Source organism: Pseudarthrobacter phenanthrenivorans Sphe3 (assembly GCF_000189535.1).
GTDB classification, from domain to species: Bacteria; Actinomycetota; Actinomycetes; order Actinomycetales; family Micrococcaceae; genus Arthrobacter; species Arthrobacter phenanthrenivorans.
On sequence record NC_015145.1, the window covers coordinates 2948403 to 2961574 of the forward strand.

General features: G+C 58.0%; 13 protein-coding genes. 10 read left to right on the forward strand and 3 right to left on the reverse strand.

The window, feature by feature from the left end:
• Positions 1-15 precede the first annotated feature (15 nt).
• Positions 16-1962, reverse strand: a complete 1947-nt coding sequence (locus ASPHE3_RS13600; RefSeq protein ID WP_013601785.1) for a DUF6541 family protein — start codon at positions 1960-1962, stop codon at positions 16-18.
• 89 nt (positions 1963-2051) lie between these two features.
• Between ASPHE3_RS13600 and ASPHE3_RS13605 the strand changes: the two genes are divergently transcribed.
• Both ASPHE3_RS13605 and ASPHE3_RS13610 read left to right on the forward strand, forming a co-directional pair.
• Complete coding sequence (locus ASPHE3_RS13605; protein WP_013601786.1) at positions 2052-3290, forward strand: bifunctional glycosyltransferase family 2/GtrA family protein; 1239 nt, start codon at positions 2052-2054, stop codon at positions 3288-3290.
• Between the two features lie 209 nt (positions 3291-3499).
• Positions 3500-5212, forward strand: a complete 1713-nt coding sequence (locus ASPHE3_RS13610; RefSeq protein WP_148258106.1) for a glycosyltransferase family 39 protein — start codon at positions 3500-3502, stop codon at positions 5210-5212.
• Between the two features lie 293 nt (positions 5213-5505).
• Here ASPHE3_RS13610 and rpsI read toward each other — a convergent pair whose 3' ends face one another.
• Together rpsI and rplM are read right to left on the reverse strand one after the other, a co-directional pair.
• Complete coding sequence (gene rpsI / locus ASPHE3_RS13615) at positions 5506-6009, reverse strand: 30S ribosomal protein S9 (protein ID WP_013601788.1); 504 nt, start codon at positions 6007-6009, stop codon at positions 5506-5508.
• A gap of 38 nt (positions 6010-6047) precedes the next feature.
• Complete coding sequence (gene rplM / locus ASPHE3_RS13620; RefSeq protein WP_009358699.1) at positions 6048-6491, reverse strand: 50S ribosomal protein L13; 444 nt, start codon at positions 6489-6491, stop codon at positions 6048-6050.
• Between the two features lie 295 nt (positions 6492-6786).
• On the opposite strand from rplM, the gene ASPHE3_RS13625 reads away from it, so the two are divergent.
• The 8 genes from ASPHE3_RS13625 (at position 6787) to ASPHE3_RS13660 (ending at position 13171) form a co-directional block, all read left to right on the forward strand.
• Complete coding sequence (locus ASPHE3_RS13625; RefSeq protein WP_013601789.1) at positions 6787-7452, forward strand: prepilin peptidase; 666 nt, start codon at positions 6787-6789, stop codon at positions 7450-7452.
• Between the two features lie 281 nt (positions 7453-7733).
• A complete protein-coding gene (locus ASPHE3_RS13630) occupies positions 7734-7916 on the forward strand; it encodes a Flp family type IVb pilin (RefSeq protein WP_013601790.1) in 183 nt (60 codons plus the stop codon).
• Positions 7917-8003: 87 nt separating this feature from the next.
• The gene (locus tag ASPHE3_RS13635; RefSeq protein ID WP_013601791.1) at positions 8004-8198 is read left to right on the forward strand and encodes a Flp family type IVb pilin; all 195 of its coding nucleotides are present in this window, start codon (positions 8004-8006) and stop codon (positions 8196-8198) included.
• Positions 8199-8313: 115 nt separating this feature from the next.
• Positions 8314-8691, forward strand: a complete 378-nt coding sequence (locus ASPHE3_RS13640) for a TadE/TadG family type IV pilus assembly protein (RefSeq protein ID WP_013601792.1) — start codon at positions 8314-8316, stop codon at positions 8689-8691.
• Complete coding sequence (locus tag ASPHE3_RS13645) at positions 8679-9737, forward strand: TadE/TadG family type IV pilus assembly protein (RefSeq protein ID WP_013601793.1); 1059 nt, start codon at positions 8679-8681, stop codon at positions 9735-9737. Before ASPHE3_RS13640 ends, ASPHE3_RS13645 begins: the two co-directional genes overlap by 13 nt.
• Before the next feature lie 49 nt (positions 9738-9786).
• Positions 9787-10512: a Flp pilus assembly protein CpaB gene (gene cpaB, locus ASPHE3_RS13650; protein WP_013601794.1), complete on the forward strand. Its 726-nt coding sequence runs from the start codon at positions 9787-9789 to the stop codon at positions 10510-10512.
• Positions 10512-11711, forward strand: coding sequence for an AAA family ATPase (locus ASPHE3_RS13655; RefSeq protein WP_013601795.1), 1200 nt, complete (start codon positions 10512-10514; stop codon positions 11709-11711). Before cpaB ends, ASPHE3_RS13655 begins: the two co-directional genes overlap by 1 nt.
• Positions 11708-13171 carry a CpaF family protein gene (locus ASPHE3_RS13660; protein WP_013601796.1) on the forward strand — a complete coding sequence of 488 codons (1464 nt, stop codon included), beginning with the start codon at positions 11708-11710 and terminating at the stop codon, positions 13169-13171. Before ASPHE3_RS13655 ends, ASPHE3_RS13660 begins: the two co-directional genes overlap by 4 nt.
• The last annotated feature ends 1 nt before the right edge of the window (position 13172 follow it).

Here is a 13172-nt window from a genome sequence, read left to right on the forward strand (position 1 = left end):
GTGCATGCACGGCGGCTAGGACTCGCAGCCTACAAACCTGTACAAGGCTGCGTCCCCTTCCTGGTCTACCTTGACGAAGGCCGAAGAATTATCCGGGACCTCTATTCCCGGGAACTCATTGACTTCCTTGCGTTTTGGATCGACGTAATGCCCACCAAAATCCAAGAGGAACTGAATGTTCTCCCTTTTCACGGCCTCGCAGACGTCAGATTCAGGATCGGCTCGGTTAAGCCGTTCCGCCGCTAGCAGGCGGTCGGGATTGGAACCTGCGTACGCGTGCGCAAAGAGCACTCGGCGATCTGCGATGGCGTAAGCCGTTGAGCTGCCGTCCCAAGGGTTATTCGCAATAACGGCATCTCTTGGTACATGAGTACCTAACCGGCTGAGCAACTCAAGTTCATTAGGACTCAGCAAAGGAGAGGCGTCAGCTAAAGCGTAGGTTCGCTCCCGGCCGGGAGCAGTTTCGGAGTTCGTTGGCCAAATAACGATGGACACGGACAATGCTGCGATGCCAACAGGAACGACCCATCGGACCCTGTATCGCTTCAAGCTTTCGAAGATCCAGGCACCGGCTGCGCCGGCAAATACGGCCCAGAACATCGGAAGGAGTGCAGCAAGGCGAGGTGGGTCTCCGTACCACGCGCCGATGATAAGCTCCCGGACCAGGGGGGCCGATGCCGGAACAGCGGCCGCCACCAAATAAAGTGCCACCGCGCCCCCGTACGACGCCAGAAACCAACGCGCCGTTGGTTGCCGAACTAGCTGTGCGGTTCCAATCAAAGTCAGAGCCGCGAGGGCCCAGGCCACATCGCCGTGGGTAGGTGCGGTGAGAAGTACGCTCCCGGCCGCGGCTGGGAAGGTATCAATTGGATCCCAAGTAGTGGTCCAAGGGCGTACGACCGCCCATACTATGAGGCCCGCGGAAAACGCCGTAATCCATAACGCCGTCCACTTCAGATAACCGTAAAGATCCGACCGCCGTTGCTTGAGCTCGCGGAATGACCTCAAAGCTGCCACCACCGCGAAGGTTGTTGAAAGCCCAACGAGGGCTACGAGGCCCGACATGTGCGTGTTGACCAGCCCCGGAAGCCCTAGCGCGAGCGTTGCTGCGGCCAATGGCCACGGCATCGGCGTTCTGTTGCCGAACTTCAATGCCGTCGCCAAAACCGCAATGAGCGGCGGCAGGAAAGTCACAGCAAGCATGTAGGGAAAAAGCGGCCCAAAGTCACTCTTCTGGCTCTGCATCACGGTGAACGGGAAAGCGAAGAAGCCCGCGGTGGCAACTCCAGCGCACACCAAGGCAACAGTTTTAGGCCCCACAACCAAGTAGACAAGAAGAAGCACGCCAAGCGGCCAGGAGACAGCGACTATCGCGAAGTTGAGGACGTTGGCGGCTTCAACCACTGGCAGCCGCGTCACCTGCGCCGTCAACGCCACCAGAGCGTGCCAAATTTGGGGATAAAAACCGGCCGGCTCCCCCATCAAAGCCCGTACGGAGAAAGGCGAGCCATCCCCCGAATTAAGGATCTGCTGTACAAGATTCAGGTGAAACGGCGTATCGATGCCTTGATTGATGTTGCCAGGCCGCTCAACAATCTGGACGTAGCGGACCGCCAGGAAGAAGCCGCCTATCAACAGAGCAATCCAGTATGCAGCCCCAGCGGTGTCGCCAGCTGGCCACCAAGCAAAGCTGTCCGGCCAGCGTTTGCTTATTAGACGAACCATGACAAGGACCGCTCCCGCGAAGAACACGGCGGTAACGGCGAAGACGCCCACATTCCATCCGATATGCAGCCACCAAGCGGCGAGCGTGGATACCGCTACAAGTGATGCGGTCAGGACCGGTGCAAGTGAAATCATCCATACATGCCGAAGTCCCAGTGCCCAACCCAGAAGCAGACCTGGACATAAGAGCACAGCGGCCGCTCCTGCAAGGCCCGGCAAAGCTAAAACCCACTCCATCAAGGATTCCCCAAGTTTTCCATCAGTTAAAGCCCAAGACCCCACTCTGCGCTAGCGGGTCCCCCACCGGCGTCTATAGCATACACAGCATGAAACATAGCCACGGGGGCCTGGCGCTTGAAATTGTTGTACCGGTTTTCAATGAGGAATCAGTACTCGAAAAGAGCATCATCGAGCTTGCAAATTATCTGAAAGTGGAGATGCCGGTAAGTTGGCAGATTACCATTGCCGACAACGCCAGCACGGACCGCACTCCACTTATTGCCAATCGCTTGGCTGAGGTTATGCCCAATGTCGTCTATCGGCGTCTGGACGCGAAGGGGCGCGGACGTGCCCTTCGTGATGCATGGAGCGCGTCCACGGCCGAGGTCTTGGCATATGTGGACGTAGACCTCTCCACCGATCTGGCGGCCCTGCCGCCGCTGGTGGCGCCCCTGTTGTCCGGACATTCAGATATCTCCATAGGCACAAGACTCGGTCAAAGTTCCCGTGTCATCCGTGGCCCTAAGCGGGAATTCATTTCACGCTCCTATAACCTGCTGCTGAAACGCACCATGCAGGTGCGTTTCTCGGATGCCCAGTGCGGCTTCAAAGCCGTCCGCGCTGACGTTGCCAAGGCTCTCCTCCCCCACGTTCAGGACAATGGCTGGTTCTTTGACACCGAGCTGCTGATCATTGCTGAACGGTCAGGTTTGCGAATTCACGAAATCCCCGTTGATTGGGTCGATGATCCAGACAGCAGGGTGGATATTAAACAGACGGCGATCGACGACATTCGCGGACTTGTTCGTGTTGCAGGATCCTTGGTAAGGGGCTCGATTCCCGTTCAAGCCATCTACGCTGAGCTAGGGCGGCGCCCAATCGTTCCTCAGTCTCGACCAAGTTTCTTTGGCCAGGTAATTCGATTCGGCATGGTTGGAGGCGTGTCCACTGTTGCCTTCGCGCTGTTATTTCTGCTGTTTCAAGGTCCGCTTGGGGCTCAGCAGGCCAATTTCCTGGCCCTCCTCCTGACGGCGATAGGCAACACGGCGGCTAACCGACGATTTACTTTTGGTATCAACGGCCCGGAAAAGCTCTTCACACAGCAGTTTCAGGGACTTGTTGTATTTTCTTTGGCCTGGTCCTTAACGTCATCGTCGCTGATGGCGCTGCATGTCATTTCGCCGGACGCTTCATCTACGATGGAACTCGTGACCCTGACCGGAGCAAATGTCCTTGCCACTCTTATGCGCTTCGTTCTGCTGCGTATCTGGGTATTCCGAGTTCGCAGCCTGGAAGATGCTTCCCAGCCCATCTCTTCGAGCGTCAAAGTTGCACCGGCCGCTTGAAGGCTACGACTGATAGCCCTACTGGGGCATCTGAAGTTTCAGGAAAAGTACTCTCTATCTTGAGGGCTACGGCACGGTCGCTCCACCCTGCCGGCCTTCGGGCGAGGGAGGGCTGGGCCCTCTGGGTTCTCCTAGCGCTGACAAGCCTCTTATACCTCTGGGGGTTGGACCGCAACGGTTGGGCCAATTCGTACTACTCGGCTGCCGCCATGGCAGGCTCGCAAGATTGGACCGCGTTCTTTTTTTCCTCGTCGGATCCCGGCAACGCCATCAGCGTGGACAAGCCTCCGCTCAGTCTTTGGGTGATGTCGGCGTCCGTATGGGCGTTCGGATTGAATCCGTGGAGCATTTTGGTTCCACAGGCGCTAATGGGAGTGGCAAGCGTTTATCTGCTTTATCGCATGCTTTATACAAATATCAGCGCAAGTGCTGGCCTCCTTGCTGCCACCGCCCTGGCCGTGACTCCCGTAGCGACGGTTATGTTCCGCTACAACAACCCCGATGCACTGCTTACTTTGCTAATGATCGGAGTCGCGTACGCCACCTTTGAATCAATCCGGCGAAGCAGTGTGTGGTGGCTTATCTTGGCCGGGGCGCTCACAGGAGCAGCTCTGCTAACCAAGCAACTTCAGGTTGCACTTATTCTGCCTGCTGTTGCCATCACCTACCTTTTGTTTGCCAATGCCCCGCTTCTAAAGCGTTTGCTTCACCTCGTGGTCGCCCTCTTGGCGGCCGGCCTCACAGGCGGCTGGTGGTTCGTGCTGGTACAGATGACCCCCGCTTCCAGCCGGCCCTTTGTAGGAGGGTCCCGTTTCAACAGCGCCGTTGAGCTGACGTTGGGGTACAACGGCCTGGATCGGCTCACCGGTGAAGACGCCAGCCGCACTATGTCCCCGGCTGCAGTCAACCTCGCGGAAAAACTCGATCCGGGGTTTCAGCGTTTCCTTCAGCCTCAGTTTTCCGGGCAATTCGGGTGGTTCCTGCCCCTAGCCATCGCTGGCCTGTGCCTCGCAATAGTGCACATCAAGCGGCGCAGCGGTAGCACCCAATACCGGGCACTCCTGGTTCTTTGCTCTGTCTGGTTTCTTTGTTCGGCCACGGTCTTGGCGTTCATGTCCGGGATCGTCCACCCCTACTATTCGTTGACCCTTGTCCCTCCATTGAGTTGTTTGGCGGCCATCGGCCTGATCCACATGTATCGGCTCCGGCACCGCCGAGGTATGCGCGTTGCGTTAGCAGCGAGCCTCCTGGCGACAATGATCATTGGCTTCGTCTCCGCGAGCCGATCAACGGCTGATTTTCCGTTCGGACCGCAGGTTGCCCTGGCTGTAGGGTCAGCCGCAGTCGCTCTAACGGTGCTTCCTCCACCTTCGCGGATTCTTAGAGCTGTCTCCGTGGGTGTAGTCGCGGTCGCGCTCATGGTAGGTCCTGTCGTCTGGTCCATTAACACCGTTCTTAGCCCTCACATCGGCGCTGGCGTTGTAGCTGGACCCAGTATTCTAGGAATCAGGACAGACCATCCTGATCGGAAACAGCTCGGATCCGACGTGCCAGCCAGCTTTGTTGCGGTCATGTTCGGCGACGTTCCGGAACAAGCGGTCGTCTCCAGGCTTCGCGCGGCCCCTGAAAGCACACGATGGACAGCCGCCATGGTGGGGTCAGAGACGGCGGCCAACTATCAACTGGACAGCGGACGTTCTGTGCTGCCCATTGGCGGCTTTGATGGGACGGATCCCCATCCAACACTGGAGCAGTTTCAGACTCTGGTCGGAGAGGGCAAGGTAGCTTCACTTGTCATCCAGGAGTTGCCGCCTTTGACGCTTGAAGGACGCGGCGAGTCTGCGAAGATTGTTGCTTGGGTGCGGCAACGTTTTTCTGTGGAGCAGGTTGGCGATGCGGAGTATTACGACTTGCTTCAATAGGCATACTGCCAAGCAAGCTCGCGGGTAGCCAGCCACACCGATTTAGTCCGCTATATCAGCACCAGGATCCTTTAGCACTGGCCAACATCATCCAAGGTCGCGAGCTCCCAATCGCAACTTTCGCCATCCGGAACTAGCGACGCGGCGCCACAGAAGGGGCCGTCACGCACGCTCACTTCCACACCACCCGTAAGATTCTGTTGACTTCCATCTTCCCCGCGGCTGTCCTCCGTGTGGTACAACGACAGAAGCCCGCCCCGCCAATGGCGGGACGGGCTTCTGTGCAAGCGGATTTAGCGCTTGGAGTACTGCTGGGCCTTGCGGGCCTTCTTGAGACCGGCCTTCTTACGCTCGATGACGCGGGCGTCGCGGGACAGGTAACCGGCCTTCTTCAGGGTGGCGCGGTTGTTCTCGACGTCGATCTCGTTCAGCGAGCGGGCGATGCCGAGGCGCAGGGCACCGGCCTGGCCGGAGATGCCGCCGCCGTGGATGCGGGCGATGACGTCGTAGGCGCCTTCGAGATCAAGGATCTTGAAGGGCTCGTTGACGTCCTGCTGGTGCAGCTTGTTCGGGAAGTAGTTGTCCAGCGCACGGCCGTTGATGGTCCACTTGCCGGTGCCGGGCACGACGCGGACGCGTGCAACGGCTTCCTTGCGGCGGCCAACTGCTGCGCCGGCAACCGTCAGGGCCGGGCGCTCCTTCTTCGGCGCAGCTTCGGCAGCTGAGCTTTCAGAGGTGTAGCTGGTCAGGGTTTCCTCGGCCTCGACGGCCTCGGTGGTCTCTTCGTTCTGAGCCACGATTCTCCTTGTATAGATAAGTTGTTTGGTGGCCAGGACTACTGGGCGACCTGGGTGATTTCGAAAGTCTTGGGCTGCTGGGCGGCGTGCGGGTGCTCAGCACCGCGGTACACCTTCAGCTTGCCGAGCTGCTGGGCAGCAAGGGAGTTCTTGGGGAGCATGCCCTTGATGGCCTTCTCAACGGCGCGGACCGGGTTGGATTCCAGCAGTTCCGCGTAGTTGACGGAGGTCAGGCCGCCCGGGTAGCCGGAGTGGCGGTATGCGCGCTTCTGCTCCAGCTTGGCGCCGGTCAGGGCTACCTTTTCAGCGTTGATGATGATGACGAAGTCGCCCATGTCCATGTGGGATGCATAGGTGGCCTTGTGCTTGCCGCGCAGCAGGATTGCGGTCTGGCTTGCAAGACGACCAAGGACAACGTCTGTGGCGTCAATGACGTGCCACTGGCGGTTGATATCGCCGGGCTTCGGGGTGTACGTACGCACGGTGTTTGCCTCGTTCTTGTTCTGGCGTTCTTGTTTAGGTGTCGCTAGCTCGCGCACCTACTGTCTGCGCGCTACCGGAACAGAGGTGAGGGCTCTATGTAACCAGTCATCCTGTGGTTCCGAATGTGCACGTTGAGTAGTCATCCTGCAACCGGATTCTCAAGCGGGCACGCACCATCGGAATAGGACACGCACAACGACTACCAAGATTAGCGCGTCAGGGGGTTCAGGGTCAAAATGGGGTAGCCGGACGCCATTTCAGCGCATGCCGGCGTGACGGGCGCAGGGGGTCGCGGTGGATGCAGTAGGTAATGAGGGGTTCGCAGGCTGGCTTCCAGTCCTCGCCGCCGGAGTTTTGGGCACGGCGCTCTCCCTTGCGGCCGACAGCCTTGTCGCGCGGCTCCTTCCCCGGTTAGGCGGGCGGGCATCCCCTGCCGTTCGTATTACGACGGCGGCCCTCACCTTTGCGTTCTGCGCCCTGTTTGCTGTGCACTTTGGAATTGTCCCTGAATTGCCGGCCTTTATATTCTTTGCGATCCTGGGAATACAGCTTGCCCGTACCGACGTTGCCCTGCATTTACTGCCAAACCCCATGGTTCTCGCGTTACTCGCAGGCGGTTTCCTCCTGTTATTAGTGCCCGCGGTCTTCGCTCTGCGAACCCCGGACCTTCTCCGGGCATTACTTGCCGCCGTCATTTTGTTCGCCGTCTACCTGATCCTGGCCCTGATCTCCCCCGGGGCCATAGGGATGGGCGATGTGAAACTGGCCGCGCCCATCGGTCTTTACCTGGGGTACCTAGGCTGGACCCATTTGCTCTACGGCGGCCTCCTTGGCTTCATCTTGAACGGTTTGGTCACACTGGTTGTGGTGGCGATTAAAGGCCGGAAAGACGCGGCGGAAGTAGCACACGGGCCCTCCATGCTCGGGGCAACCGCGGGCATCGCACTGCTGCTCGCCTAGCACTCCCATAGCTTCCAACCAGAGGCCCAAGTACGCCTCAAGCAGGTAGTACCCGAAGAGGCCGGCGCACCCACCTGAGTACTCCCCCTTTGTTTCGAGTACGTACTTTTTGCACGCCTCAAAAAAGTCGAGTACCACTACCCATTGTTGCCTTTGCCCCCAAAATGACAATCTCTTCTTAGCGAAGTCCAGCCGCTAAAGACTTATGGGGGCAGCTGGAAATTCGTTGAAATCAATTGGTTCCATTTCACCGAATTAAGGACAATAAAATGACTTCTCTTATGGTCTCTATGACTGCTTTCATCGCCGGCGTCAAGGATCGCCTGGCCCGTGAAGAAAAGGGCGCAACGATGGTTGAGTACGGCATTATGGTCGCCTTCATCGCCGTTCTGGTAATGGCCGCTGTCATCATTCTCGGCCCCAAGATCGCAGGCCTCTTCACGTCTGTATCAACCGCAATCTAGGTGAATGTCCGGGGTCGGGGCGAAGGAATAATTTACGCCCTCACCCCAACCCCGGAACACAGAACCTGATTTTCCTAAGGAGTCGACATGAGCGCATTCATTACAATCATCGTCACGTTCCTCGAAACCGTCCAGAAGCGCGTCAACTCGAATGAGAAGGGCGCCACCATGGTTGAGTACGGCATCATGGTCGCTTTCATCGCTGTAGTCGTCATGGCGGCGGTAATCGTACTGGGGCCCAAGGTAGCAGAGCTCTTCACCCAAGTTTCCACCGCAATCTAGGGCATCAATGGTTCTTGTGGTGATTGCTCATCACCACAAGAACCATTCGTACTTTTCAACCCGCAGGACACACTGGGGAGCATTCATGTATTCAGACAGGAAGGAAAGAGGCGCTGTGGCGGTCGAGATGGCAATCGTACTCCCGCTGCTGCTGCTTCTTCTTCTGGGCATTATAGAGTTTGGACGAGTTTTCAACGTCCAGGTCTCCCTGACCCAGGCCGCCCGTGAGGGCGCACGTTACGCAGCAATCCACCACGACGAAGCAGGATTGGATGTGCGGGGAACGGCACTTGCGGCAGCGCCGGCTCTCGCCGGGCTGCCCGTGTCCGTATCCGACAACTCCAGCAGCTGCTCAAGTGGGTCGGATGTCGAGGTGACGACCAGCGTTGCATTGCCTTCGTTAACAGGCTTCCTTGACGCCGGCTTCTTCGGCGCCCCGGGGATCTTTCCACTGTCCATGAAGGGAGTGGGGGTAATGCGATGTGGCGGTTAACTCAGCGAACTCATACAACGTGCGACTCCTCCACCACCCACGAAAGCCCAGAGCGAGGCGCGGCCACGATTCTGGTGGCAGTCTTAATGGTTGCTCTGCTTGGATGCGCAGCATTAGCCGTTGACGTGGGGGCGATGTATGCAGAAAAGGCACAAATCCAGAACGGTGCTGATGCAACATCACTAGCCATCGCCGAGGAGTGTGCGAATGGGGTCAATTGCGCAGTAGCGATGGCAGCCCCGGCAAACCGGCTTGCCGATGCAAATGCTAATGATGGGGCCACAGGCGTTTTCTCAGTAACACAACCTAGCCCTTCGACCATCCGGGTGGAGACCAACGCTCGTGAAGCGGGGTCAGGCGACAATCATTTTTCCCTCTTCTTTGCCCGGGTCCTAGGAATCGACACGAGCCAAATTACGGCTGCTGCCGAAGCCTCGTGGGGTCCGCCATCGTCTGGTTCCACGCTTCCCTGGACGGTGAGTGAATGCGTTTTCCGCAAGTACTTGACGCCTACTCAGTTGACTGAACTTGATACCACTGGGAGCTTCACCGGCGATCCCACACCTACGCACATCTTGCTGCGCTATGACGAAAACACTCCTGACTACCCCGGTTGCGCCAGCCAGAACGGATACCAGCCAGGCGGATTCGGATGGCTGGAGACCGACGAAGGCTGTAGTGCGGATATCGAACTCGATGCCACTGTGCAAGGCCAGCCAGGCAACCATTTCCCTACAGCGGCGGAATGCGACGCCATCCTGACAAACATCATGGACGAACCTGCACTGGTACCGCTGTTCGATTCCGCTACGGACGGCGGGGGCAATACCGTCTACACGCTGGTCGGGTTTGCTGCATTCCAAGTCACGGGCTACAAGTTCGGTGGCCCTTCTGTGACCCATAACGATCCGGCTGCGCCTAGCTGCACCGGCAATTGCAGAGGACTTCAGGGCTACTTTGTCCGCTTCGTAACTCTCGAAGAGGCCGTCGTTACCACCGGCAGGGGCCCGAACTTTGGGGCAACCAAGGTGTTCCTATCGAAGTAACTGAGCAGGACTACGTCTCGCTTGCCACGTCAATAAAGGAGCAATTGAAGTGAAATCACGCCTACTGGGAGGCTTAGCCGCATTACTGCTGGCAGTAGTGGGAGCTGCTCTCCTGTTCGTCTATGTTCAGGGCGCCTCAGCCCGCGCCCAAGCCGGACTTGAACCTGTTAACGTCCTTGTTGTCAAAGAGAAGGTCCCGGCGGGCACCAAAACGTCGGATTTGTCAGCCAAACTGCGTGTCGACTCGATCCCCAAGTCTGCGGTTCCTGCAGGTGCCCTGACTAGCCTGGACCAACAGGAAGGCAAGGTCACGGCAGTCGCTCTGGAGCCAGGCGAACAACTGATGGCCACTCGGTTGGTGGATCCACGGGACTTGGCGCCTGGCACGGTTCCAGTTCCTGAGGGACTCGAGGAAGTCACTCTCTTGCTGTCACCCGAACGTATCCTCGGAGGCCGGCTTGAAGCTGGCGACACAGTGACCATCTACTCTTCATTCGACAAAGAGGACGGACAAACGGGCTTGCTGTTCCACGATGTCCTCATCACCGCCGTGCAGAAGGCACCGTCTGATTCAAAGAACAATTCAGGTTCGGGTTCATCCGAGCCGGCAGTTGAGATGCCAAACGGTTCTGCTTTTATCACGTTCGCCAGAAGCGACTCTGACGCTTCGAAACTCATCTACAGTGCGGAGTTTGGAAAGCTGTGGCTGGCCAAGCAAAGCGAATCAACCGTGAAGTCAACGCCGCCAGTAACCACATTCGGAGGGCTGTTCTGATGAGCCGTTTTGTGGCCATAACCGCAGTACGTGATTTCGAAGGACGTATTCGTCAGGCAATCACCGGCGCACTTCATGGCGAATTACAGACCCTATCGCCGGCGATTCTGTCGGGGGGACCGGATGATGTTTTCAAGCAGCTCAATGGCGCCCCACCCGAAGTTCTTATCCTGGGCCCAGGTGTAGCACCAGATGACGCCCTAAAGTTGGCTACGGTTTTCGACCTGCAGTATCCGGAAATCAGCCTCCTCCTCATTGCGGAGGCAAGCCCGGAGCTAGTACTACGCGCTATGCATGCGGGCATTCGGGACGTGGTGTCGGCGGAGATTGGTCCTAGTGAACTGCGGGTCCTTCTCGAGCGAGCATGTCTGGCTTCCGCTAGTCGCCGCCGTGGCATGGCTCCCGCCGCCGAAGGGCTGCAGGATCGCGGAAGGGTCATCGCGGTCATGTCTCCAAAGGGAGGCGTTGGCAAGACTACTGTCGCCACTAACCTGGCAATTGGGCTGGGAAAAGTGGCACCCATGAGCGTCGTCCTGGTGGACCTCGATCTGCAATTTGGTGACGTCGCCTCCGGACTATTGCTGGAGCCGGAGCACTCAATCACTGATGCAGTTCATGGCGCCGCTTCACAGGACTCCATGGTGCTCAAAGCATTCCTGACTGTACATCCAGCGGGGATTTACGCGCTCTGCGGCCCAAAGACTCCTGCAGAATCTGATTTCATCACGGCTGAGCATGTCAACAGGCTTATCAATCAGTTGGCAAGCGAGTTCAAGTATGTAGTGGTAGACACTGCCCCTGGGCTCGGCGAACATGTCCTGGCGACGCTGGAGCAGGCAACAGACGGCGTCTGGGTGTGCGGGATGGACGTGCCCAGTATTCGCGGTCTGCACAAGTGCTTTTCAGTGCTTCGGGAACTCCAACTGCTGCCCCAAGGGCGGCACACCGTCCTGAATTTTGCCGACCGGAAGAGCGGCATATCAGTTCAGGACGTTGAAGCAACGATCGGAGTTCCCGTGGACACAGTGGTGCCACGGTCCAAGACTCTTCCCTTTTCTACCAATCGAGGTGTTCCCATCCTTCAAAGCAACGCCAGGGATTCTGCCTCCAAGGGCCTGAAAAAGCTCGTGGATCGCTTTGATCCCCAATGGCAGGCTTCCCCACAAACCAAGCTTCATCGAAGGGTGGTTGTCTCATGAAACTCTCAGATCGACTTTCACGGTCCAGCGGAAATCCCGGCCCGGATCAGCATGTGGCGGCCGCGGCAGCTGCACCCGAAATTCAGACGTCTCCGACCCCTTCTTTGTCAACGAGCCACTCGCTGCTTTCTAACTCTACGGCGACGGCCGCGCCTGCAGTATCGCCGCCCGTGGATGCCTTGGCAAATCTGAAGCAAAGGGCCGCTCAAGCGCTGTTTGAACGCATGGGCAGCCGATTTGGCGACACGGCCTCCTCTGAAGAGGCTTTGCGCGCCTCCGCCGTGGATGAACTGTCCACCGTCATTGATGAAGAACAGGTTCCGCTGTCTCCAGAGGAACGGCGCCGGCTGATTCGGGAGATCGCCGACGAGGTTATGGGCTATGGCCCCCTGCAGCGCTTGTTGGAGGACCCGTCAATTACGGAAATCATGGTCAATCGATTTGATCAGATTTACATTGAGCGCCACGGGCACTTGACCTTGACAGGGACACGTTTCAGCTCTGACGACCACCTCCGGACAGTCATCGAACGTATCGTCTCGAGAGTGGGCCGCCGAATTGACGAGTCGTCACCGCTGGTTGATGCTCGGTTGGAGGACGGGTCCAGGGTCAACGCAATTATCCCGCCGTTGGCAGTAAACGGGCCCTCGTTGACCATCCGCAAGTTCAGTCACGTGCCCCTCACCGTGCAGAACCTGATTGATTGGGGTTCGTTGACGCCAGAGATGGCTGAGTTGCTGAACGCATGTGTTCGCGCACGTTTGAACATCATCGTTTCGGGCGGCACGGGAACCGGCAAAACCACTCTGCTCAACGTGCTTTCCTCATTCATACCTCCAGATGACCGCATCGTGACCATCGAAGATGCTGTTGAATTGCAGCTCCAGCAGGAGCATGTTGTCCGGCTGGAAAGCCGGCCTCCCAATATTGAAGGCAAGGGCGCGGTTACCATCCGTGAGCTGGTCCGCAATTCCCTCCGCATGAGGCCGGACCGCATCATTGTGGGTGAAGTTCGAAGCGGCGAATCCCTGGACATGCTTCAGGCAATGAACACGGGCCACGACGGCTCCCTGTCAACAGTGCACGCCAATTCTCCGAGGGACGCCATCGCTCGCCTGGAAACCCTGGTCCTCATGGCCGGCATGGACCTGCCACTCCGAGCGATCCGTGAACAAGTCTCGTCTGCGGTGGACCTGATCATCCAGGTGACACGTCTCCGCGACGGCACCCGACGGGTAACACACGTAACAGAAGTCCAAGGCATGGAAGGTGACATTGTCACGCTGCAAGATGCCTTCCTTTTCGATTATGCGGCCGGTATGGATGCCCACGGACGATTCTTGGGCAAACCGGTGGCCACCGGCATCCGGCCACGCTTTCTGGATCGCTTCGCCGAACTTGGCATTTCGGTATCGCCAGCAGTTTTCGGCACAGTAGTAGCACCCGTAGGAAGGCGATAGC